Origin of the sequence: Aliivibrio kagoshimensis (assembly GCF_050337105.1) — a bacterium.
Taxonomy (GTDB): domain Bacteria; phylum Pseudomonadota; class Gammaproteobacteria; order Enterobacterales; family Vibrionaceae; genus Aliivibrio_A; species Aliivibrio_A kagoshimensis.
The window spans coordinates 55,132-79,671 of the sequence record NZ_JAKJSQ010000010.1 but is presented as its reverse complement, the minus strand read 5'-3'; the positions used below and the strand labels follow the sequence as shown (position 1 = coordinate 79,671).

The window sequence follows — 24,540 nt, the reverse complement described above, 5'->3', positions numbered from 1 at the left end:
GAAAATCTTCAACCACGAAATATCTAATAATAAGTGAAGGGATAAACTATGAACACAGTCAACAAAATTACCATTGCACTTCTTGGACTCGGATTCGCTTCGATGTCACAAGCTGCTATTGAACTTAAAATGGGCATGCAGGCATCAGTCGGGTCGGTAGAGTATCAATCAGCAACCATTTTAGCTGACTCTATTAAAGAGATGTCAAATGGCGAAATGACTCTGGCTCTCTACCCAAGCGCGCAATTAGGTGATGATAGAGCAATGTTACAGCAGCTTAGCTTAGGTGATTTAGACTTCACTTACTCTGAACTGGGCAGAATGGGTCTTTGGATTCCTCGTGCCTCTGCGGTTGTTCAACCTTATGTTATTAAGAATTACGAACATATCCAACGCGTTTTTAACTCTCCATTTGGTCAAGGTATTCGTGATGAAATGTTAGAGAAGTACAATTGGCGTGCTCTTGATACCTGGTACAACGGAACGCGTCAAACCAGTTCTAACCGTGCCATCAACTCGATTGAGGATTTTGATGGGTTAAAACTGCGAGTGCCCAATGCAAAACCTAACCTAAACTTTGCCAAATTGTCTGGCGCATCACCAACCCCTATGGCTTTCTCTGAAGTTTACCTAGCATTGCAAACTAACGCGGTGGATGGTCAAGAGAACCCGTTACCAACCATTAAAGCGAAGAAATTTTACGAAGTTCAGTCTAACCTCGCTATCACCAATCACATTGTTAATGACCAGATGGTTCTAATTGCAGAGTCTCGCTGGAAATCACTCACTGATGCACAAAAAGAGGTGATTACTAAGTCGGTGGCTAAAGCAGGCGCTTCTCATACCAGTACAGTGAAAACTCAAGAGAAAGATCTGATCGCCTTCTTTGAATCGAAAGGTGTGTCGGTGACCTACCCAGATCTCACTCCATTTAGAGAGGCGATGCAGCCGCTTTACACTGAGTTTGATGAGCAAGTCAACGAACCATTGATTGAAAAAATCGCTAAAATGTAGTCCCAATGTGCCGGCCTATAAGTAGGCCGGCTACGGAGAAAAGTATGTTAAGGAAAGTCCTCAAGAATATAGAAGAGATCATTACCGTTCCTTTAATGATCGTTTTATTGCTTCTATTAACGTGGCAAATTGTTGCACGATGGCTACTCGATAGCCCCTCTATTTGGAGTGAAGAGCTTGCTCGATTGCTCTTTGTGCATATGGTTATTATTGGTGGTGCTATTGCTATCAAAAAAGATACCCATGTCAAAATCACCTTTTTCTCTGATAAGCTCAGCAATAACATTCGTTTTTCGCTCAGTATGCTTTTAGAGGCTTTGGTTCTAATCGCCATTATCGCGGTCATATATCTCGGCTATCAGCATGTTCAACGCACGGCTTTCTTTGAGCTCATTACGCTTGGAATCTCGAGCAAGTGGATGAACTATAGCTTGCCTCTAGGCGGCTGTTTTATGTTTGCCCGACAAATTGAGAGAATGTGGTACTTAACCACTATTTTCCGTCAAGGCACATCAAACCCATCTTCTCAATCCGATTCTATCGAACCCGCTAAACCATAGGAACTATCATGACGACTTCAATCTTTGGCTGGTTAGCACTCCTGTTTGCTGGAATGCCAGTTGGATTTTCATTAATTATTATCGCCCTAGCCTTTTTGGTGTTCACCAATAGCATGGGAATTAACTTCGCAGCTCAACAGATGCTTGGCGGTATTAATAATTTTACACTGCTTGCGGTTCCCTTCTTTGTTCTAACCGGACACTTGATGAACAGCGCTGGTATCACAGAGCGTATTTTCAACTTTGCGAAATCGTTAGTCGGTCATATTACGGGCAGTTTAGGTCATGTAAATATCATGGCAAGCTTACTCTTTTCGGGCATGTCTGGTTCAGCGCTTGCCGATGCCGGTGGTTTAGGGCAGCTCGAAATAAAATCCATGCGAGATGCAAAATATGATGATGATTTTGCTGGTGGTTTAACCGCAGCGTCCTGCATCATTGGCCCACTCATTCCACCTTCTATTCCTCTGGTCATTTATGGCGTTGTCTCTAACACCTCCATTGGCGCACTTTTTTTAGCAGGGGCAATTCCAGGATTGTTATGTGCCATCTCTTTAATGGTAATGAGTTATTTCATCTGTAAAAAAAGAGGCTACCAAACACTACCAAAAGCGCCGGCTAAAGAGCGATTGATTGCCTTCAAAGAAGCTTTTTTATCTCTATTAACCCCAGTCATTATCATTGGCGGCATTTTTTCTGGAAAATTCACTCCAACAGAAGCTGCCGTTGTCTCTTCCATCTACGCCCTATTTTTAGGCACTGTGGTTTATAAGCAGCTAACCCTGGCTAAATTTATCGACATCATCAAAGAGACCGTCAATACTACTGCAGTAGTTGGCCTAATGGTTATTGGTGTGACCGTATTTGGTTGGATAGTAGCTCGAGAACAACTGCCACAACATATGGCCGAATACTTCTTAACCATCAGCGATAATCCACTGGTTCTACTACTATTGATCAACCTACTGCTGCTATTTTTAGGCACCTTCATTGAGTCTTTAGCTCTGCTGCTGTTGTTGGTACCGTTCTTGGTTCCTGTGGCTATTTCAGTGGGGATTGATCCTGTTCACTTCGGTGTAATGGCAATCTTGAACTTAATGATTGGTATTTTAACACCACCAATGGGCATGGCTCTTTATGTGGTCTCTAAAGTGGGGAATATTCCTTTCCACGTACTGACTCGCGGTGTGTTACCACTGTTAGTACCACTATTTATTGTATTGATTTTAGTCGCTTTATTTCCACAATTCACCCTATTCTTACCACAGCAGATGTTAGGATACGGTTTATAATAAAATGGGGTGTTTAGGTCGTACCTACTCACTCTTTTATAAATAAGTAATTGTATTTAAAAGAAACATTGTTTGTACTGTCTCTTTAGTGTTATGTTCAAAGGCTCAGGCACAATGTTCCAACTCTCTATTATTGAATGAGGCCACAGTGAACTCTCCTAAAAACTTGCTCGCTAGATTACGTTCTAATATTGAACCTCTTAGCCCAAAGCTAAAAACTGTTGCTAATTATATTCTTGAAAACCCTCAGGCTGTGCAGTTTCAAACGATTACTGACTTAGCTCGAAACACCAAAACCAGTGAAGCCAGTGTGGTGCGCTTGTGCCGCGATCTTGGGTACAAAGGCTATTCAGACTTTAGAATGTCCCTCGCGGTAGATTTAAGCCAGATTGCCCACAAAGAGACACCAAAGGGTGATGGTGATTTATGTGATACTTCAGCTCTTCATGCGATTGGGGCGTTGCAAGACACTGCTAAGTTGATCGATAGAAAAGCCTTATCACGAGTTTGTGCCTTGGTCCACAATGCGAAAATCGTCAACTGTGTTGGCGTAGGTGCTTCTAGCATCATAGGTCGCTATCTCTCTTTCCGGCTGCTACGTATTGGTAAACAGACCACTATGTATGAAGATACTCACCTTGCGGCAATGAGTGCGATACGCAGCGAGAAAGACCATTTGTGGTTTACCATATCAAGTTCAGGTTCTACCAAAGAGGTAATCCATGCTGCATCACAGGCGATAAAATGTGGTACTCCTGTCATTTCGCTCTCCAATATCACTCACAGTCCATTAGCGACAATATCCAGTGAGGTATTAGTGGCAGCGCGACCAGAAGGCCCGTTAACTGGAGGTTCTTTTGCATCTAAAGTGGGTGCCATGTTGCTGGTTGATATCATCATGAATACCTTAACTGAAGAGTATCCTCAATACAGCAAATCCATTGAAGAGACTGCTGAGGTGACGGTTCCGTTACTTATTTAGTGTCATCCATTTTGCTACCGCGTTGTTATAGAGACTAGATTAAATGAAGAGTAAAACCGCAGATTTTGCGTTAATGCACGCTACTGTTTTTGATGGTGACAAGACCCTACGTGACCAAGTTATTTTTGTACAAAACGATACCATTATTGAAATATCACCATTTGATGTCTCCCTCTCCCTGCCAGAAAAACAGATTGACCTAACTGGCCTATTGGCAACATCTGGCTTCATTGATATTCAACTCAATGGTTGTGGTGGCGTCCTTTTCAATACCGATATCAGTGAAAGTACACTGACAACCATGAATAACACGAACCTTAAATATGGCACCACACAATTTCTGCCAACCTTAATTACCAGTCAACCACAGTGTATGAATCAAGCGATAGAGTTAATCGATAATCTATCCGACAGAGAGAAGATGGGAGTACTTGGACTGCATCTTGAGGGCCCATTCATCAGTCCGCAAAAGAAAGGGGCGCATCAAGAAGCATTCATACGCGAACTGGATATTGAAACCGCTCACTTTTTAGCTTCACACGCCAACAACATTTCCGTTGTGACTTTGGCTCCTGAGAATAACCAACAAGCCGTGATCGATTGTTTAACGGCTGCCGGCATTATTGTCTCTATTGGCCACAGCAATGCGACCTACCAACAGTTAGAGCAGAAACTCAATTTAGGAATGGCAACCCACCTATTCAATGCAATGTCACCGTTTGATTCCAGAGAACCTGGGGTTGTTGGTTATATATTTGATCACAAACCAACAGCGGGCATTATTGCCGACGGCATCCACGTTTCATACGCTTCAGTGCGAATCGCCCACGATATTCTAAAAGACAAGCTGTTTTTGGTTACTGATGCAGTGACTCCCGCAGGCACAGATATTGATGAGTTTGATATGGCTGGCATCCCAGCTTATGTCACCAACGGTAAGTGTCATTTTTCTGACGGTACAATTGCCGGAGCAGCCATCACCACCATTGATAGCATTAAAAATCTGATAACGCATGTGGGACTGTCTCGAGAAGAGGCATTACGAATGGCCAGTTTATACCCAGCCAAAGCATTAGGCATAGAACAGCAATATGGTCGGCTCAAAGCGGGTTATAAAGCCAACATTACTCTATTGGATGACCATAATGATGTTCATTCTGTCTATCAAATGGGTGTACAGCGAGTGTAATCAAGCCACCACAAACTGCGTGCTGTCTAGAGGCTTCGTGTGATAAAACGCGCGTAATGAATCAGACAGCATCTGCACTCTTTTAGGTAACCCCTGACGCAAAATAGTCACAACCTCTTGTTGAACCTTCTGCATAAATTCAAGGCGGTTAGGTTCAAAATCACCATTAATGTTATCGCAACTCACCGTAAAGTGAAAACCAGCACTTTGCGATAAAATCCACTCATACGCTTGCGGTCGGATCTCTACTTTTTCAAATTCGGCTTGTACCTGCGCACTGCGGCCATCAGGTTCATACCAATAACCAAAGTCTTCTAACAGACGTCGCTCTGGTCCAGCAACGCACCAGTGCGCAATCTCATGCAGCGTCGACGCGTAGAAACCACGAGCGAAAATAATACGATGGTAATCACACTCTTTATTCGCAGGTAGATATATCGGTTCATCACCGCCAAGCTCTAACTTAGTGTTAAATTCAGTAAAGAAAGTACGATTGAATACAGCAATCATATCTTGATATTGGTGGGGCATTGTCACTCATTCCACAAAAAAAGATGGCGCATCATGGCGCCATTTTTTATTAAATCTTTGGGGTTTCTGTCGAAACATTAAAGTTCTGACCGCGATGTCGTAGCAGGTGGTCCATCAAAGTGATCGCTAGCATCGCTTCGGCAATCGGCACTGCTCGAATACCGACACACGGATCATGACGCCCTTTAGTGATCAACTCCGTTTTCTCACCCGCTTTATTAATGGTTTCACCCGGTACGGTAATACTTGACGTTGGTTTTAACGCAATGTGAGCAACTACATCTTGTCCTGAGGAGATTCCTCCCAATACACCACCAGCATGGTTACTGCTAAAACCCTCAGGAGTTAAAGGATCACGATGTTCACTGCCACGTTGATTCACCACAGCAAACCCATCACCAATCTCAACCCCTTTCACCGCATTAATCCCCATTAATGAATGAGCGATATCAGCATCTAATCGGTCGAAAACCGGCTCACCTAAACCGACAGGAACACCTTCAGCCACCACCGTAATTTTCGCACCAATTGAGTTACCCTCTTTTTTAAGCTTACGAATAAGCTGATCAAGGTCATCAATTTTAGAAGCATCAGGGCAGAAGAAAGGGTTATTTCCCACTTCATCCCAATCAACAGAGTCAATCGATACATCACCCATCTGGCTTAAATAAGCGCGCACCTTAATACCAAACTCTTGTTGCAAATATTTCTTAGCAACACCACCAGCAGCAACACGCATCGCGGTTTCACGTGCCGAGGATCGACCTCCACCGCGGTAATCACGCTGTCCATACTTTTGATGATAAGTGTAATCCGCATGGCCTGGTCTAAATTTATCTTTAATGTCTGAGTAATCTTTTGAGCGCTGATCGCCATTTTCAATCAACATACCAATTGAAGTGCCTGTGGTTTTTCCTTCAAACACTCCCGACAAAATCTTTACTTCATCGGCTTCACGGCGTGGTGTCGTGTATTTGGACGTTCCCGGTTTACGGCGATCTAAATCCGTTTGTAAATCGGCTTCGGATAACTCCAGACCCGGAGGACAGCCATCAACAATACAGCCCAGAGCAATACCATGACTTTCGCCAAACGTTGTTACTCGAAAATGTTGTCCTATTGTATTACCCGCCATTACTTCCCCTGTAGATACTCGATCAATGTCTTTACTCTATCGCTTAATAATCGCTTTATCTCAGCAAAGAGTAAAGAGTTTCACTCAGTGATTTACTAAATTACAGCCAAAAAAAACCCGATAACAAGATCGGGTTAATCAATGTTGAGCACTAAAGGCTTAATCAACGTAGAGTGCAAACTCCTCTTTACACTCGACAAGCTGTGCTCTCGTTAGCATGAAGACTCCATGACCGCCATTTTCAAACTCTAACCAAGTGAATGGGATATTTGGATATTGATCCATCATGTGAACCATTGAGTTACCCACTTCACAGATCAAAATACCATCATCCGTCAGGTAATCTGGTGCGTTGGATAAAATTCGACGCACCAGTTTCAGCCCATCGGTACCCGCAGCCAATCCCAGCTCAGGTTCATGCTGAAACTCTTCAGGTAAACTCTCCATATCTTCTTGGTCCACATAAGGAGGATTCGAGACGATAAGGTTATATTTGTCTTTTGGTAGATCACGGAACAGATCGGAACGAATCGGGAACACTTGCTGATCCAAACCATGCTCTTGGATATTCTGCTCAGCAACTTCTAACGCATCGGCAGAGATATCAATCGCATCCACTTCCGCTTCAGGGAAAGCGTAAGCACAAGCAATCGCAATACAACCACTACCCGTACAGAGATCCATTATACGAATCGGCTCTTCAATTAACCAAGGTTGAAATTGCGCTTCGATTAACTCACCAATTGGAGAGCGAGGAACCAATACACGTTCATCAACAAAAAACTCCAAGCCACAGAACCACGCTTTATTGGTTAGGTATGAGGTGGGTGTACGCTCGTTAATACGACGAATAACTCGCTCAACAATACGTTGGCGCTCACTCGTGGTGAGTCGAGACTCTCGCACGTGCGCTGGAATATCAATTGGCAAATAGATAGTTGGCAATACCAGTTGTACCGCTTCATCCCATGAGTTATCAGAACCGTGGCCATAAAAAAGGCCGGCGGCATTAAAGCGGCTTACTGTCCAACGTAACATATCTTGTAAGGTGCGAAGCTCAGCAACCACCTCATCAATGAAAATCTTATCCAAAATTGACTCCGATTCGCGCTACAATACTGCAAGATAAAGTTGGAAACGAATTATGAGCAAAAAAGAGCACATTGATAGCGACGATCTTCTGCTGTTTCGTGATGCAGTAAAGGGCATTAAAAAGTTGCAACAGGATACCATAATCCAGCGACCTCGTAAGCGGTTTAGCCGGCAAGAAGAGATAAAAAAAGACCGAGAAGCCAAAGACCAAGAGTTTTTCTTCTCGGATGAGTTTATTCCACTGATTAATGAAGATGGGCCCACTCGTTACGCCCGTGATGACGTGTCTAAATATGAAGTAAAACGTTTAAGAAGAGGCGTTTATATTCCAGATGTCTATTTAGATATGCATGGAATGACGCAGTTAGAAGCAAAAAGAGAGCTGGGTGCTTTAATTGCTTACTGCATAAAAGAGAGCGTGGCTTGTGCTTCCGTGATGCACGGCATAGGGAAGCATATCTTGAAACAGAAAGTTCCGCTTTGGTTGGCACAGCACCCGGATGTCATGGCCTTTCATCAAGCCCCTCTTGAATTTGGAGGAGCTGGTGCCATTTTGGTGCTATTGCAGATACCAGACAAATAACCCGCAAGTTCGCTTACAGTTTGTTGGGTGACTGCATCCAACAAAGCTCACCTTTTGATGTTTCAAGGTTGACATCAACCGCAGCAATTGACGAGGTAGTGAACATGGGGGGGACTAAATCCGTTACCCAATCGGCGGTCATGTACCCAACTAAAGGAAGATGTGAGATAACTAAAACGGTCTGCAAAGATTTCATAGCAGCAAGGGCATTGATGTACTCAATCACCAAGTCAGACTGTCCATAGGGTGTGATGTCGTTACACACCTCCACACACTGTGGGTCAACATCTAGCTGATTTTTTACTGCATTCCAAGTTTGTTGAGCTCTTAGGTAAGGACTAACTAACACATAGTCAATTTTACCGCTAAGCTGATTAGATAGCCATTTAGCCATGTTCAGAGATTGCAACTCACCTTTTACGGTCAGTTCTCGTTCCGCATCACTCGGTGCAAAATTCTCTGCTTCACCGTGACGCATAATCAACACTTGCATAAACACATCCGCAATTCGTACATAAGTCATAATGGTAACAATTTTTTTTCAAATCGTAACGCTTATGTTTGCTACTCTGTTACATCAACGCCATAATTACAGAATAATCTTCCACTATGGAGCGCTAAAGTGCACGTTAGCCCTAATGATACGAAAGAATACCGCTACGTCGTCCTTAGCAATGGCTTAAGAGTCCTCCTGATTAGTGATGACCAAGCTTCTCGCTCGGCGGCTGCACTCTCTGTTAATGTTGGACACTTTGATGATCCTGCCGACCGTGAAGGCATGGCCCACTTTTTGGAACATATGCTATTTCTAGGGACGGATAAATTTCCTAAAGTAGGGGAATTCCAATCCTTCATTAGCCAACATGGTGGCAGTAATAACGCTTGGACAGGCACTGAGCACACCACTTTTTTCTTTGACATCAACCCAGATCTGTTTGACCAAGGCCTTGAGCGCTTCGGTCAGTTCTTTTATGCGCCTCTTTTTAATGCAGAAGCTCTGGATAAAGAGCGGTTAGCTGTCGACTCCGAATACAAATTGAAATTGCAAGAGGACTCTCGCCGCTTATATCAAGTGCAAAAGCAGACAGCAAATCCTCAACACCCGTTCTCTAAATTCTCGGTGGGTAGTACAGACACTCTCGCAGATAGAGAGGGGTCAAATACTCGTGATGAAATTATTGAGTTTCACCGCACTCACTACTCTTCCGACCTGATGACTGCGGTGCTATTAGGCCCCCAAGATATCGATCAGCTCAACCAGCTTGCCGAAGCTAACTTCGCCTCAATTGTTAACAATCAACTTGCGGGCAAACAGCTGGATATGCCTCTGCTGACGGAAGCCCAAAAGTCTCAATGGATCACCATTGAACCCCTAAAAGAGATTCGAAAATTAACACTCTCATTCTCACTGCCCAATATTGACGCTTTTTATCAAACCAAACCCCTGTCATACATTGCTCACCTTATCGGTTATGAGGGTCCTGGCAGTCTTTTAGGCTATTTAAAAAACTTAGGCTACATTACCGCTCTTTCTGCTGGTGGTGGTGTAAGAGGCAGTAATTATCGTGAGTTTACCATCGGGTTTGGTCTGACCCAGCGCGGGCTAAAGCAGTGCGATAAAATCATTGCGACTGCGTTTCAATTTATTGACTTAATCCTCTCTTCCGGGTTAGATGAATGGCGTTATAATGAGAAAAAAGCCGTTCTAGAATCTGCATTTCGCTTCCAAGAAAAAACCAAACCTATCGATATCGTCGGTCATTTAGTAATGAACATGCAGCGTTATGCCGCCAATGATACAATCTATGCCGATTACATGATGGCAGAGTACCGTGAGCAAGATATTAAAGCCATTTTGCACTTTTTCACTGCGGACAATGCCCGCGTTACACTTGTCGCTCAAGGACAAGAGTACGACCAAACCGACGATTGGTACGACACTCCTTACTCCATCACTCCATTTACTCCAGAGCAGTTAAAACGATGGAACAAGCCACGCCGTAACTCTCGATTATCGATGCCGGAAAAGAACCCCTATATTTGCCATCAACTCGAACCCCATGAACTTGAAGGGCCAGATGGAAATCCAATCGTAATACAAGAGCTACCCGGCTTTCGGCTTTGGCATAAACAGGAGCATGAGTTTCGTATCCCTAAAGGTGTCATCTATATTGCAATAGATTCGCCCCATGCGGTATCCACCACTCGTAACATCGTAAAAACACGCCTGTGCGTTGAGATGTTAATGGACTCATTGAGCCAAGAGACTTATCAGGCCGAAGTGGCGGGAATGAACTACAACATCTACGCCCATCAAGGCGGGGTGACATTAGCCATCTCCGGGTTCAGTCAGAAGCAACCCCTATTACTGGATCTGATCTTAAAAAAATTCAGTGAGCGAAAGTTCAGTCAAAAACGATTTGATGTGATTAAGACCTTACTGTTGCGTAACTGGAACAATGCCGCCAAAGATCGTCCAATTTCACAACTGTTCAATGCACTTACGGGTATTTTGCAACCTAACAACCCTCCATACCCCGATCTTCTTGAGGCGTTAGAGAGCATAACCGTTGAAGAACTTCCAACTTTTGTAAAAGAGATGTTTGCTGAAGTTCATATTGATATGTTTGTTTATGGCGACTGGTTAGTCGACAACGCCCTCAAACTTGCAGAAACGGTCAAAACTACGTTACACGTTCAAGATCAAAAATATGATGAATCTCTGCGTCCATTAATCATGCTCGGTGAGTCTGGAACCTTTCAAAAAGAGCTATTCTGTCAGCATGCTGACTCTGCGATTTTAGTCTACTACCAATCGGCCAAAACCGATCCGTTAAGTATCGCAATTTATACCTTGGCAAATCATCTGATGTCCGCGACGTTTTTCCATGAGATAAGAACCAAACAGCAACTGGGTTATATGGTGGGTACGGGTAATTTGCCGCTCAATAAGCATCCGGGCCTTATCATGTACGTGCAGTCTCCCATGGCCTCGCCTGCTCATCTACAAGAGGCGATTGATGAGTTCATTAACGCTTTTTCATTAGTGCTACTTGAGCAGAGTGACTATCACTGGAACAGCAGTAAATCCGGACTTATCGACCAGATCAACGAAGTTGATACCAACCTTCGTACTCGTGGTCAGCGTTTGTGGGTTAGTATAGGGAATAAAGACAGCCAATTTGATCAACGTGAGAAAGTCATCTCGGAGTTAACCAAGCTATCGCGCTCAGAAATGTTGCGTTTTATTGTTAGTGAACTTAAGCCTCGCACCGCTAATCGTTTGATCATGCACAGCCAAGGTGAAGCGCACCATGATCTCGACCGATTTAGCATTGGTAAAGAGATAGGCTCCATTGACCGCTTCCAACTGCGACCGAAAGATGTAGAGTTGGGTTAACGCCCACCTCTCACTATTCCTAGTTATCGCTGGAAAAGCCTATCTTTTCCCCTATTCTTAAAATTGTTCTAAACGTATACATAATGCGACGATGAAGAATTAAGGGATCAAATGACTAGGTTTAGCAAACTCTCACTACTTTTTGGTTTAACGCTCTCCAGTATCTCGGTTCACTCTGCCACATTCTCAGCAGATGGCCGCTCTAACGGTATGGGTAATATAGGAGTTGCTACCGCAGATTACTTAGCGGCCCCTTTTTATAACCCTGCCTTAGTGGGGGTTTATAATGAGTCCGACGACGCTGCAATACTCATTCCAGCAGTTGCAATTAACGCCAGCGATGTCGATGGTTCTATCGACATATTAGATGATCTACAAGATAGCATTGAGCAATTAGAAGGTGGCGATCTCAGCGCCCAAACTGACATCGACCGATTATTGCGAGAACTTGATGGTAATGCTCCGTTAGCGGTCAAAGGGGCTGTAGGTATTGCTATCGCAATCCCAAATGAAACGGTATCAGTCAACTTCTACACTAAAGGGTTTGTTGATGTGGTCGTCGTTACTGATGTCAATGTCAACGACTATACCGATTCATATGCTGATCTATTAGGTTTTGGTTATGCTGAGTATGGCGTCGCTTTTGCCAAACAATATACGATCTCTGGTGAGACCTTCTCTTTTGGTCTCACCCCTAAGTATCAACAGTTCAGCACCTATATTGAACGAGTCACCGTCGAAGATTTTGACGTTTCAGATTACGATGAAAATGAAAAAACAGACAGTGCTGCAAACCTTGATATCGGAGTGGTGTGGCTTAAAGATGATTTTAGAGTCGCCGCGTCACTGCAAAACCTGCTCAAACAAGATATCGACACCATTACTGTGGCTGGCAGAAGTGATACCTATGAGATGAGCCCGCAACTGACGGTGGCAGGAGCATACACAATTCAAGTACTTACTGTTGGACTTGATATTGAGTTGATGAAACAGGAGCGCTTTAAAGGTGTGAAGGATGATACCCAATTTGTTCGCGTAGGTATCGAGGGTAACGCTTTTGACTGGGTGCAACTGCGTGCCGGTTATCAACACGACATGGAAGACACACTGGACGATACCATCACAGCCGGTATTGGTTTCAGCCCGTTTGGCGTCGTGAATATTGATCTGGCAGGCTCGTACGCCGGCGACAATCAATTAGGGGCAGCGGCCAACCTCAGTGTCATGTTTTAATTTCTAACTCTTAAATCATCGACCATAAAAAAGAGCCAAATCGGCTCTTTTTTTATATCTTAGGGCGCTTCATCAACACTTAATAAAAACGTTGATTGCTCTCCGCCATCTCAACTAGCTTGTCACACGGCAAGAATCTATCACCATATTTTTTCGCATGTTGATTCATCTCATCCACTATCTGGCTGATACCAACACTGTCCATATAACGGAAAGGTCCGCCTAAGAACGGTGGAAAGCCAATACCAAAAATTGCGCCAATATCACCATCTCGTGCTGATCGAATAATACCTTCATCCAAGCAACGTGCGGCTTCATTCAACATCATTAACGCACAACGTTTGGCAATAACTGGGGCAGACTGCTTTTGTAACGGTTTAAGTTTTAGCAGTTTATAGACTGTTTTATCCACGGCTTTTTTCTTGCCTTTATAGCTGTAGAATCCACGACCCGTTTTACGGCCTTTACGGTTATCATTAAGGAGGACATCAAACACATCCGGACCTTGAAAACGCTCGCCCAGTTCAGCAACTAAGATCGGCATGATTTTAGAGCCTATATCAATACCCACCTCATCAAGCAGTGTTATTGGTCCCACAGGGAATCCAAAATCAAGCAGAGCCCTGTCAATATGATCAATTGGCTCCCCAGACATCAATACCTGAGCGGCTTCATTCATATAGGGTGCTAAAATGCGATTTACATAAAAACCCGCTTTATCGGCCACCACTATCGCGGTTTTCCCCTGTTTTTTCGCTAAAGACACAACCGTGGATATCGTCTCATCAGAGGTCGTTTCATGAGGAATAACCTCAACCAATGGCATTTTTTCAACCGGACTAAAATAGTGCAATCCGATGATATTTTCAGGGTGTTTCGCCTCTTTTGCGATTTGATGAATAGGCAATGAAGAGGTGTTGGTAGCAAAAATCACCCCCTCTTTACCATTCTCTTCAGTGCTCGCAACCATCTGTTGTTTCAGTTTTAAGTCTTCAAAAACCGCTTCAATCACCACATCCGATTTAGCAAAACCAGTAAAATCGATAGATCCCGATAACTGCATCATCTTTTTCTGCAGTTGCGCTTTAGTGATAATCCTGCGTTTACGCTGCTTCTCAAACAGTCCGTAGTTATAAGAGAGAGCATTAAGTACCCCATCATTAGACACATCTTTAATACGTGCTGGAATTTTCGCTTTCGACACCGAGACATGAGCAATACCGGCTCCCATTAAACCGCCACCGAGTACTGATACACTGGTAACGGGCGTAGGTTTAGCTTCAGTGCCGTGCTCTTTTTTCATTGCGGTCGTTGCAAAAAAAATACTGCGCAAAGCGGCTGACTCTGACGATTGCACTAACTCACCAAAACGTTTGGCTTCGAGTTGCAATCCACTCTTCATCCCTTTTTGCAAACCGACCTTAATCACTTCTAAAATGGCATCGGCTGCCGGGTAATTGCCTCGAGTTTTGGCATTGGTTTTCTTCGCCGCTTGATCAAATATTACGCCTCGACCCAATGGGTTCTTAGCCATCAACCACTCTTTACCGCCTAGATGACGTTTTGGTTTCTTGCCTAACGCGATCTTTTTAGCCACTTCCAATAAAATTGACTCAGGGACACAGGCATCTACAACACCCAATTTAGCTGCTTTTTTACCGCGCAGTTGCTTGCCGGTAAGAATCATATCTAATGCAGGCAGCACACCCACCAAACGTGGAAGACGTTGAGTCCCCCCCGAACCAGGGAGTAAACCTAGCTGCACTTCTGGCAGACCAATACGAGTAATGTCTGCATCCGAACATACTCGGGAGTGACACGCTAATGCCAACTCTAAACCACCACCTAGGCAAGGCCCATGAATAGCGGCCACCACATGAAACGGCAGTTTTTCAAGTCGTTCAAACAGGACTTGACCCGTTTCTGCTAACTGCTGCGCTTCTGCGGCTGTGGTGCACGCCTCTAACATTCTAATGTCTGCGCCAGCCACGAAGTTGTCCGGTTTGGCAGAGTGGACAATCACCCCTTTAATGTCACTTTTACGACGATCAATCTCATCGAGTACATCCGTCACTTGCTGAGCAAACACCGTCTGTAGCGTATTCATTTTTTCGTTAGGTACATCAATGGTTAACCAAGCAATGGCATTCTCATCAATCATTAACGAAAAAGCGGACGACACTGATTCAGTTTGCTCGACACTAACGATTGTTTCAGATTCAATCGTCTGCTCATCTCTTTCTAATACCGTTGATTGACTCATTATTCTGCCTCCAAAATCATTGCCGCACCTAATCCACCCGCCGCACACGCGGTATTCAGTGCCAAACCGCCTCCGCGTCGTTTCAATTCACGTAACGTTTGAGTGATCATTCTTGCGCCAGTGGCCGCAAAAGGGTGCCCATAAGCGAGTGATCCGCCCAATACATTAAATTTATCCATATCGATATCACCAATCGCTTGGCTTCGATTTAACTTCTCTTTAGCAAATTGTGTGGAACCGAACATTTTCACGTTGGCTAAAGTCTGTGCGGCAAACGCTTCATGCATATCGATTAATGTTAAATCCGCTAGCGTTATCCCCGCTCTATCAAGGGCCATCGGAGTTGCATACGACGGTCCCATCAACATATCTTGATGAACATCTATCGCAGAAAAAGCGTACGAACGCATATACCCTAATACTTCAAGCCCTAGCTCTTTGGCACGTCCTTCTCGCATCATTAACAACGCGGCAGCACCATCCGTCAACGGCGTGCTGGTTGCTGCCGTAACTGAACCGTACTTGCGATCAAATGCAGGTCTTAGTTTGGCATAACTCTCTAAAGTGGAATCTTCTCGAATATTATTATCTTTTGCTATCCATGACTTATACGGCTCTGGACACGACGTCATGACTTCACCTTGAATCAGTCCATCAGCCCAAGCCTTTGACGCGAGCGTGTGCGAACGGTGTGCAAGTTCCTCTTGAGCAAGTCGACTTATTGAGTGGCTTTTTGCCATCTGTTCCGCCGTCTGTCCCATACTGATCCCTGTAGAGTATTCTGCAACTGCAGGTGGCACGGGGGCGAGATCTTTCAGAGAGAGCTTACGCAGCAACGCCACTTTTTGTCCCATGGTTTTAGTCTTACTAAGCGCCAGTAATGTCGCTGCTAATTTTTTTGATACGCCAATAGGCAAAACAGAGGAAGAGTCTGCCCCACCAGCAATACCCACATCAATGGTTCCAGACATAATGCTTTCTGCAACATTGGCAGCGGCTTGAAAACTGGTAGCACATGCACGAGTCACACTGTATGCATCCGTGTTAACGTTCATGCCTGTTCCTAACACAATTTCTCGCGCAATATTCGGCGCTTCAGGCATTTGAACCACTTGGCCAAACACCACTTGATCGATAATAGCAGGATCAATATCAAACTGGTTGAGCATCTGGTTGACGACCATATTGCCCATATCTACTGCGGGGGCAGCGCTGAATGCGGTTGACTGTTTAGCAAAAGGGGTTCTTAGCCCAGTGACGATAGCTATTCGCTCCCCTGAACGAGTGGTTAAATCTTGTGGCGTTCTCATCACATCTCCTTATTATTTGACCCACATTCTCGCCGCTCAAAGATAAGCGAAAGAGGTCTGACCTGATCGATTGTAACTGAAATGTTATCAAAATTAAAACTGTTGTTTGAAAAATAGTCTGAGTTCTTCATTAGAACAGTGATCATTTCGACGCAATTTTTAAAGAGTAACGTGTTAATGAGGCTTGCGAGGCGGTAAACTGTATTGCAGATAAAAAAAACCGCACCTCTTTAAGATGCGGTAAATAAGCTGTAATTACTATTAACAAGTGCTGACTGTAGTCAGGGAACTGTAAAAGTGAAACCAAAACACAAGAAGTCAATAAGAGTGCGTTGATATCGCCAGCTTTCATAAGGATGTGCTATCTATCTCAACACTAAGAACTTAACAATCACGTTACGTTTAGCTAGATAACGCAATTATTATAACCTTATTGACATATTCGCTTTTGAACTAGATCAATATTCATGCTGAAACCCAGTTTTAGTGACAAACTAGCTTGATACATTACTGCCTATTTAGGAATGAATGCAATGAGCCCCCTATTCTACTTTACTAAAAAAGATCGAAATAAAAATGCAGATAGTGCGGTCTATAAAAGTATGGACAAACAAAAACGATACGAAGCTCTAGTACGAGCATGGCATAAAGACCTATTCAGGTATGCCTACTGGTTGTGCAAAGATAAAAGCATTGCTGAAGATTTGGTGCAAGAGACCTGTCTTCGTGCATGGCGCTCTTTAGACAGCTTAAAAGATGAGAAATCGGCAAAATCATGGTTAATCACTATTTTACGAAGAGAGAATGCGCGACGCTTTGAGAGAAAACGACTTGAACTGGTCGATATTGACGATCACCATGTCGAGGATAAAAGCCTAAGACACAGTGAAGATGATATTGAAAAGCATTGGTTACACCAGAAAATACTTGCTCTGGAGCCTGAATATCGTGAACCGCTTCTGTTACAGGTTATTGGTGGTTTTAGTGGTGATGAGATCTCTGACATTTTGGGACTCAATCGTAATACGGTAATGACTCGTCTGTTTAGAGCACGTAATCAATTGAAAGAGCAACTGGATAATCAACATAAACTCGAGGGTCAAAACAATGGATGATTTAGAATTCCGTCGTCGAATTTTGGCTAATCCTAGTGATAAAAGCCAAGATATTCATGCTGCCATTGAGAGCAGTCCGTCTAATCGACAGTATGTGGATGAGTTACAACAGCTCGACAGCATGATTGAACAGACTCTAAATATTGAGGTTCCAGACGATCTTGCCGATACCATTCTGTTCCGTCAGGCTGCTGAATCTGAAGAGACAAAAAAATCCCCACGTAATTACCTGGCGATCGCGGCTTCAGTCGCTTTTGTGTGTGGTTTACTGATTGGTCAGCTTAACTGGCGCAGTGTGATCATTCCTGCCGCACATGCCTCTTTAGGTGATACTGCACTGGCTCACGTTGAGAATGAAGCGCCAATGACCCACATTGCTGATGAACAGGTCTCTCTGGTTCAGATTAACCATAAGCTTGCCCCGTTCGGTCAACAATTTTCACATGAACTGCCTGCTCACATCTATTATGTGAATCACTGCAGTTTTGAAGGTGTCGGTGCCGCGCTGCATTTAGTCATGCAGGGTACTTACGATAGAGTCACAGTGTTTGTTGTGCCTCAAAGCAGCGCTAAAGACTACCATTTCGACGACGATCACCTAAAAGGAGAGGTAACTGCCCTCAACTCCGAACATGGAAATGCATCAAGTTTGATAGTGGTAGGTGATAAATCTGAAAATTTAACAATTATCTCGAATCAACTTAAAAACAGCTTAACATTTAAGATTTAACTCATTTACCTTCGGTGGCTAATAACATGTTATTGGCCACCATCTTTCTCTCCAAACTCCTTTTAGTTCAATCATATATTGACTTAAATCAATGATTGATTACCTATTTTTTCGACCATAAAAAAATTATTTATCGAGTATTTACTTTAAATTCAGCGAAGTTCCCTACCATTTATGCAAAGTAGGCGCAAGATCACGATTTTAACTGTTTTTTATGTAGTGGTCGGATTTCTACTCTATGCTCGTTTATATAAAATTCTGGCACAAAAATTACATGTGCTTGATACATGCAGTAATGAAAAACAGGAACCGTTTTTCTAAAATCATTCAGAACATGGAAAAATTATAATTATGAAAAATCAACAACTCTTCAGGAAGACTCTGTTAGCAGCCGCAGTACTGTTAACCACTCAACAAGCTACCGCAGCAGGTTTTCAACTTAATGCACAATCAGCAACCGGCCTAGGTCGCGCTTTCGCTGGTGATGCGGTTATCGCAGACAACGCGTCCGTTATGGCACGTAACCCTGCAGCAATGGCCCTTTTCGACGACGTTTCCATGTCTTTGGGTGTAGTTTCAATTGCTTCAGAAATTGAAGTGAAAGATGCCACTTATTCGAGCTTTAATGGCGCTGGTTATACTGATTATGATTCAAATTACAGTGATGCGGGGGATACCTCTTACGTTCCTAACATCCATGTGATTGTGCCGATCAATGAGCAATTCGCTGTGGGTGTAAACCTTTACTCTAACTTTGGCACCAAAACCGAATTTGATTCTAGCTTTGTCGGTTCTGAGTATGGCGGTCTCACTGATGTGAAGAGCATGAACTTAGGCCTAAGTGGTTCATACCGTATTGATGAGCAGTGGAGCGTCGGTGCAGGTTTAGACATTATCTACGGTACAGGAAAGCTACAACGCACAGTAAGCTCGACTATTCCTGTTCCTGGTGTTGGCGGCGCAACGGCTCTAGATGCTGATGCTGCTGGAATCGCTTTTGGTTTTAACATTGGTACGGTGTATGAACTGAATGAGAACAACCGTTTTGGTCTCTCATACCGCTACAGCCCTGAACTCGAAGCGAAGGGTGATATTGAAAAGCTAGGTGGAGGAACGGTTGAAGATGACACACTGTACATGCCTCTACCAGACATGGCTGAATTTTCTGGATACCACCGCTTAGAAGCGACTAAATTTGCGGTACACTACAGCGTGCAGTGGATTGGTTGGTCATCATTTGACACCTTAGACAGTGATGCACATGGCACCATTAATGAATACAACTGGCAAAATGCCATGCACTTCTCTTTAGGTGGCACCTACTACCTCAACAATGACTGGACTCTGCGCGCCGGTTACATGTATGACACAAGTGCTCAAAATATAACAACGTCTATTTCTGTACCAGATTCAGACCGTCAATGGTTCTCAGGCGGCTTCACCTATCACCTTGATGCTAAATCCAACATCGATTTTGGCGCTACTTATCTTGTAGGTAAAGATGTTACTGTAAATGAAGAAACCGTAAGTTCAGGTACTACGCTTTCTACCATTAACGCTACTACTCACGCCGATGCAATATTGTTAGGTGTGCAGTACAGCCGCAGTTTCTAGTTTCTAGTTTCTAGTTTCTAGTTTCTAGTTTCTAGTTTCTAGTTTCTAGGCAGAACAAAAAAGGTTGACCAAACGGTCAACCTTTTTTATTGCAATCAATTCATGATGACAGATTACAGTGGCATCACTCGATTACGCCCCAACCGCTTAGCGTCATACAGCTGCTGATCCGCCTTCTCAATCAACATATTATAGGTTTGCCCTTTCACCCATTCCGCCACCCCAAATGAGGCTGTCACACTTTCGATTTGCTTACTGCTGCGACGATCTTTAATCGACATCTTCTCAATAGCTCGACGTAAACTGTCAGCGAACTGTCTCGCCATACGCAATGATTTATTAGGTACAATTAAGGCAAACTCTTCGCCACCATACCGGTAAGCGGTAATGCCGTTTTGGCAACTGAGCTGCAAACGCCGTGCTAACGCTTTAATCACCATATCGCCAAACAGATGGCCATACTCATCATTAAAAGATTTGAAGTAGTCTATATCGAGCAGAATCAGACACATTGGCTGCTTGGCCTGACACAAGGCTTCGATATCACGGTCGAAAGCACGTCGGTTGTATAAGCTGGAGAGACTGTCAAACAGCGCATCTTTTTGCACTTCGACTAACTGCTCTTTTAAGTTAGAGATTTCACCTTTGGCATTGTTTAACTGACTGTTTAGAAACTGTGTTGAGTGGCGGATATCACGAGAGTCACTCACCAGCTTGCGTACCACTGACATCACCTCTTCAATACTTAACCCTTCGTCTTCAACGCGAGAAAGACTATCAAAGCTTTTATCTACCATTTCTGTAAACGCAGACGTGTCGGTGATCGTGTCGGTCATAGAGCTGGTGACTTCATTTAGTAGAACATCCACACTGGCACGTAAATCACGCAAACTAGTCTCCTCTTTAGAGGCGATATAGTTGCTATAGAGTTTTTCGCTAGCAACAGGCGGACACAATCCATAACTCTCTAACACTTGATCCATCTCATTGGTCAGTGCAGGAATACTATTATCTACGTAGGTATACCACAGCGCATAATTAGTCGGTGTCGCGGATACCCTATGTTTGATCATCAGCGGCACAGCTTTTTTTAAATTATCCGTCGCTTTTTCAAAATCGTCTCTATTCATTATGATGACTACTGTGTGGTAATTCGCGTTACTGGATAGAGTAAGGTTAGCCCGTTTAACAGCATCTTGCTGTTAATATTGCCAATCTTACCAAATAAATATTCTCTATTATCGTCATTACTCTGCGTCTATCTCATCCATAAAGTCTTCAAGAAACAGCTCATCCTCTAGTGTTTCTTCATCACTGTCGATCTCAGCTTTATAGTCTTGACGTTGCAGGTAGGCACTTCGTGTTAATGCATATGGATCTGGGGAGTTTTCAAGTAATGCCTCTTGTGAGACTAACGCCGCTCTTGACTCCATCCCTTCAAATAACCATTTACCGAAACTAGGAACAAAACCTAAATATGATAGAGGCAGATAGAAACCATCAACAAAATTAGCGGCATCTCGAACCGTAGCAGGGCCGTAAGCAGGTATCATTACATAGGCACCGTGACCCACACCGTGATTACCTAGCGCATCACCAAACTCTTTATTGTCCAGTTTATCGATTTCAGCTGCACTGGCGATATCAATCAACCCCCCGATACCAAAAACCGTATTAATCCAAAAACGATTAAAATGCATCAAGGCTTTATCGCCATTGCCCATGATGGCATTGTTTATCACACTAGAGGGTTCATCAAGATTGGCTAAGAAATTGGATATTCCTTTGCGAATTGGAGAAGGTATATAGGTCACATAACCCACCGATACGGGTCTCGCTACATACGGGTCTAAGATGTCGTAGTTAACATCCCACATCCAGCGATTAAAACCTTCAATCGGGTCATTGGCATTACCCTCTTGATCGGCAGTAGCGTCCACTTCCGTGTAATCGACATTTTTAGGACCAGTGACCGCATGTAATTCAGCGTCTTGGGTTTGTGCACAACCCGATAATCCAACAATGATCAGCATAACCAGGCCAAACAACTTTCTCACACTTTATCCCTAAAATGACAAATCCAATACACTAGACAATAATTATAGCGAGGAATAGCGTGAGATCATATGCTAAATCGATGATTGATCGAACTTGATTAGAGAGAAAATGGGTCAGCAGTGCTGACCCATCCTTATTTCAAGCTGAATGCCGCTTAGTATTGCTGGTTAATCACTACGGTGACTGGCTCACCCATCGTCACGGCTTCACTTTCACCATACCAATCACCCTCTCGGGTAGAAACATTTCCGTCTGCATCAATACGTGCGCGGATCATCAACTCAGATAATGACGTCAACTTACGCTCAGGCATCATGCTATTGCTGTCATCCAGCGTGACGGTAAGTGGGAACTGACCGATTGGCAAACGAACTGCAGCGACTGGCATTCTAGCGCCATCGGCACTGTGAACCGACACAATCACTACCCCTTGCTTAGGAAGTTGTACCGCCTCTGATAAGGCAATTGTCACTGCAACACTTTTACCCGCCACCGCTTTTTCAGGGTTCATGCGAGACATTGCTCTTTCAATGCTGCGATTTAGCATCTCATAGCGGTTGTCATCGGGCCCGATCGCTTTTTGCATGGTGCTCCAAGCGACAATCGCTCCCTTGTAATCACCACGTTCAAAAGAGTCAAAGGCCAGCAGTGATAACGCGCGTAGATTAGTACGATCTTTTGCAACGACCACACGTAGCATCTTACGGGCTTTATCCGCTTGATCATCATCACCGCTTAGCATCATCGCTTGCGCATAACCTAACTGAATATCAGGGTTACCTGGTTCAAGACGGTACGCTTTCTCCATCGCACCGGAAGCCGTTTCAGCATCACGGTTAGCCATACCGATACGGCCTAACAGTAACCAGCCCATCGCATCGTTAGGTTCATGGTGCAGCTTAGTACGTAAGGATAAGATGATTTCCACCATCTCTTGTTCCGTTAACTCAACACCTTCAGGAGCCATCAACTTTTGTGATAGTGCCGGAAGACGCTGCGCCACATCTTGCCACTGTTCGACTTTATCCAAGTTACCGAATTTGAAGTAGAATGCATAAGTGATAGCGATGAACACAACCAGTGCAGGAGCAATGAAAGCTTTTGCACTGCTGGTATCTTTAGCCGTTGATTTCTCTTGCGGAATATCATCAAGTAGCGACTGTTTTAGCTCTTTAATCATCTCATCTTGATTGCTCACTAAGCCTTCTGATGACTCCTCTTCTAATTCAGCCAAACGGTCTTTATAGAAAGCCTTGTTGAGCTGATCACGTTGAGCATCTTCATCAGTCAGTTTAGCTTGCCACAATGGCACAATAATTATCACTGCACCAATGGCAATTAACACTAGGGTAGAGACCCAAAATAACATCATTTTTTCACCTGCTTAGTGTCTAAGTCTTGTTGACTTGTGGCACTTTCATCTGAATCTGAAAGCAACGAGTTTAATCGTTCCTCTTGATCCTTGTCCCACTCATCTGACGCTGGATTTTTACGTTTTTTACTGTTATTACGGCTGCGTATAACAATAAAACCAGCCCCTAACGCCAATACACTAAATGGACCAAGCCATAAAATTGAAGTCGCCAGAGTCATCGGTGGATCATAGGTGACAAAGTTGCCATAACGAGCAACCATATAATCAATAATCTGTTGCTCTGATTTTCCCTCTTTGGTCATCTCATACACTTTCTGTCGAAGGTCTTGAGCTAAGCCAGCGTTGGAATCGGCAATGGTGTTGTTTTGGCATTTAGGGCAACGTAAGGTGTTACTCAGAGATTTAAATTGCTCCTCTTGCTCGGCGGAATCAAACGTATGGACGTCAATAGCGGCATACGCCGTGACTGAGAAAAATAGGCAGCTGATAGCTAAAATAGCGAGTTTTTTCATTATTTTGCCTCCGCTAGCATTTTGTCATACATAGGTTTTAAAACGTCATTCCAATTGGCATCATTTACATCACCCACGTGGCGATATTGAATGATTCCTTCAGCGTCGATCAAGTAGGTTTCCGGTGCGCCATAGACACCCAGATCCAAACCCAGCATCCCATCACCATCAAATAGGCTGATCATATAAGGGTTACCTAGCTCTGTTAACCAACCATTGGCTTTATCGCGCTCATCTTTATAGTTAAGACCGATAATTTTGACACCCTGCTTGGCTAAGGTATTCAAATATTGGTGCTCTGCATAACAGGTTGGACACCAAGTCGCCCACACATTGAGTAGTAGAGGTTCACCTTTGAAAATCGCTTGATCGTGCAACAGGCCTGGTTGTTCTAAATCTTCCAACTTAAACTCAGGCACTGGCTGACCGACCAGTACCGACTCAAGCTTTGTCGGATCATCTCCGTCAGAGTTGCGACTTAACTGAGTACCAAACACCACCACTAACGCGATGAACAGCAACAGAGGAGCAAAAAGAATACTTTTATTCATG

22 protein-coding genes are annotated in these 24,540 nt (G+C 43.8%); 11 read left to right on the top strand and 11 right to left on the bottom strand.

Annotated elements, in window-relative coordinates; all coding sequences use genetic code 11:
* Positions 1-48 precede the first annotated feature (48 nt).
* The 5 genes from L4C32_RS05700 (at position 49) to nagA (ending at position 5,037) form a co-directional block, all read left to right on the top strand.
* Positions 49-1,014, top strand: coding sequence for a sialic acid TRAP transporter substrate-binding protein SiaP (locus L4C32_RS05700; RefSeq protein WP_428195892.1), 966 nt, complete (start codon positions 49-51; stop codon positions 1,012-1,014).
* Positions 1,015-1,058: 44 nt separating this feature from the next.
* The gene (locus tag L4C32_RS05695; protein ID WP_428195891.1) at positions 1,059-1,574 is read left to right on the top strand and encodes a TRAP transporter small permease; all 516 of its coding nucleotides are present in this window, start codon (positions 1,059-1,061) and stop codon (positions 1,572-1,574) included.
* An 8-nt stretch (positions 1,575-1,582) separates the two neighbouring features.
* Positions 1,583-2,866: a TRAP transporter large permease gene (locus tag L4C32_RS05690; RefSeq protein ID WP_428195890.1), complete on the top strand. Its 1,284-nt coding sequence runs from the start codon at positions 1,583-1,585 to the stop codon at positions 2,864-2,866.
* A gap of 148 nt (positions 2,867-3,014) precedes the next feature.
* Positions 3,015-3,848 (top strand): MurR/RpiR family transcriptional regulator, encoded by an 834-nt coding sequence (locus L4C32_RS05685; protein ID WP_428195889.1) that lies wholly within the window; start codon positions 3,015-3,017, stop codon positions 3,846-3,848.
* Positions 3,849-3,891: 43 nt separating this feature from the next.
* Entirely contained in the window at positions 3,892-5,037 is a 1,146-nt protein-coding gene (nagA, locus tag L4C32_RS05680) for an N-acetylglucosamine-6-phosphate deacetylase (protein WP_428195888.1), read from the top strand.
* Here nagA and L4C32_RS05675 read toward each other — a convergent pair whose 3' ends face one another.
* The 3 genes from L4C32_RS05675 to prmB form a co-directional block, all read right to left on the bottom strand.
* Positions 5,038-5,568, bottom strand: coding sequence for an elongation factor P hydroxylase (locus L4C32_RS05675; RefSeq protein ID WP_428195887.1), 531 nt, complete (start codon positions 5,566-5,568; stop codon positions 5,038-5,040).
* A 49-nt stretch (positions 5,569-5,617) separates the two neighbouring features.
* The gene (aroC, locus tag L4C32_RS05670; RefSeq protein ID WP_428195886.1) at positions 5,618-6,703 is read right to left on the bottom strand and encodes a chorismate synthase; all 1,086 of its coding nucleotides are present in this window, start codon (positions 6,701-6,703) and stop codon (positions 5,618-5,620) included.
* Positions 6,704-6,862: 159 nt separating this feature from the next.
* Positions 6,863-7,795 carry a 50S ribosomal protein L3 N(5)-glutamine methyltransferase gene (gene prmB, locus L4C32_RS05665; RefSeq protein WP_428195885.1) on the bottom strand — a complete coding sequence of 311 codons (933 nt, stop codon included), beginning with the start codon at positions 7,793-7,795 and terminating at the stop codon, positions 6,863-6,865.
* Between the two features lie 52 nt (positions 7,796-7,847).
* Here prmB and smrB point away from each other — a divergent pair, with 52 nt between their 5' ends.
* Positions 7,848-8,378, top strand: coding sequence for an endonuclease SmrB (gene smrB, locus L4C32_RS05660; RefSeq protein WP_428195884.1), 531 nt, complete (start codon positions 7,848-7,850; stop codon positions 8,376-8,378).
* Positions 8,379-8,391: 13 nt separating this feature from the next.
* On the opposite strand, the gene sixA is transcribed toward smrB, so the two are convergent.
* Positions 8,392-8,871: a phosphohistidine phosphatase SixA gene (gene sixA, locus L4C32_RS05655; protein ID WP_428195898.1), complete on the bottom strand. Its 480-nt coding sequence runs from the start codon at positions 8,869-8,871 to the stop codon at positions 8,392-8,394.
* Between the two features lie 129 nt (positions 8,872-9,000).
* Between sixA and L4C32_RS05650 the strand changes: the two genes are divergently transcribed.
* Positions 9,001-11,778, top strand: a complete 2,778-nt coding sequence (locus L4C32_RS05650; RefSeq protein ID WP_428195883.1) for an insulinase family protein — start codon at positions 9,001-9,003, stop codon at positions 11,776-11,778.
* Positions 11,779-11,889: 111 nt separating this feature from the next.
* Positions 11,890-13,011 (top strand): conjugal transfer protein TraF, encoded by a 1,122-nt coding sequence (locus tag L4C32_RS05645; protein ID WP_428195882.1) that lies wholly within the window; start codon positions 11,890-11,892, stop codon positions 13,009-13,011.
* Positions 13,012-13,090: 79 nt separating this feature from the next.
* On the opposite strand, the gene fadJ is transcribed toward L4C32_RS05645, so the two are convergent.
* Together fadJ and fadI are read right to left on the bottom strand one after the other, a co-directional pair.
* Complete coding sequence (fadJ, locus tag L4C32_RS05640) at positions 13,091-15,274, bottom strand: fatty acid oxidation complex subunit alpha FadJ (RefSeq protein WP_428195881.1); 2,184 nt, start codon at positions 15,272-15,274, stop codon at positions 13,091-13,093.
* On the bottom strand, positions 15,274-16,584 hold the full coding sequence (fadI, locus tag L4C32_RS05635) for an acetyl-CoA C-acyltransferase FadI (protein ID WP_428195880.1): 1,311 nt from the start codon (positions 16,582-16,584) through the stop codon (positions 15,274-15,276). The genes fadJ and fadI overlap by 1 nt, the downstream gene beginning before the upstream one ends.
* Positions 16,585-17,117: 533 nt before the next feature.
* On the opposite strand from fadI, the gene L4C32_RS05630 reads away from it, so the two are divergent.
* From L4C32_RS05630 to L4C32_RS05620, 3 genes are all read left to right on the top strand, one after another.
* Positions 17,118-17,699 carry a sigma-70 family RNA polymerase sigma factor gene (locus L4C32_RS05630; RefSeq protein WP_428195879.1) on the top strand — a complete coding sequence of 194 codons (582 nt, stop codon included), beginning with the start codon at positions 17,118-17,120 and terminating at the stop codon, positions 17,697-17,699.
* Positions 17,692-18,429: a DUF3379 family protein gene (locus tag L4C32_RS05625; RefSeq protein ID WP_428195878.1), complete on the top strand. Its 738-nt coding sequence runs from the start codon at positions 17,692-17,694 to the stop codon at positions 18,427-18,429. The genes L4C32_RS05630 and L4C32_RS05625 overlap by 8 nt, the downstream gene beginning before the upstream one ends.
* A gap of 351 nt (positions 18,430-18,780) precedes the next feature.
* The gene (locus tag L4C32_RS05620) at positions 18,781-20,043 is read left to right on the top strand and encodes an outer membrane protein transport protein (protein WP_428195877.1); all 1,263 of its coding nucleotides are present in this window, start codon (positions 18,781-18,783) and stop codon (positions 20,041-20,043) included.
* Between the two features lie 113 nt (positions 20,044-20,156).
* On the opposite strand, the gene L4C32_RS05615 is transcribed toward L4C32_RS05620, so the two are convergent.
* From L4C32_RS05615 to L4C32_RS05595, 5 genes are all read right to left on the bottom strand, one after another.
* Positions 20,157-21,173, bottom strand: a complete 1,017-nt coding sequence (locus tag L4C32_RS05615) for a GGDEF domain-containing protein (RefSeq protein ID WP_428195876.1) — start codon at positions 21,171-21,173, stop codon at positions 20,157-20,159.
* 117 nt (positions 21,174-21,290) lie between these two features.
* Entirely contained in the window at positions 21,291-22,076 is a 786-nt protein-coding gene (locus L4C32_RS05610) for an MlaA family lipoprotein (RefSeq protein ID WP_428195897.1), read from the bottom strand.
* Between the two features lie 179 nt (positions 22,077-22,255).
* Positions 22,256-23,473: a c-type cytochrome biogenesis protein CcmI gene (gene ccmI, locus L4C32_RS05605; RefSeq protein ID WP_428195875.1), complete on the bottom strand. Its 1,218-nt coding sequence runs from the start codon at positions 23,471-23,473 to the stop codon at positions 22,256-22,258.
* Positions 23,470-23,988 carry a cytochrome c-type biogenesis protein gene (locus tag L4C32_RS05600; RefSeq protein WP_428195874.1) on the bottom strand — a complete coding sequence of 173 codons (519 nt, stop codon included), beginning with the start codon at positions 23,986-23,988 and terminating at the stop codon, positions 23,470-23,472. Before L4C32_RS05600 ends, ccmI begins: the two co-directional genes overlap by 4 nt.
* Positions 23,988-24,539 carry a DsbE family thiol:disulfide interchange protein gene (locus tag L4C32_RS05595; RefSeq protein WP_428195873.1) on the bottom strand — a complete coding sequence of 184 codons (552 nt, stop codon included), beginning with the start codon at positions 24,537-24,539 and terminating at the stop codon, positions 23,988-23,990. The genes L4C32_RS05600 and L4C32_RS05595 overlap by 1 nt, the downstream gene beginning before the upstream one ends.
* Between the last annotated feature and the right edge of the window lies 1 nt (position 24,540).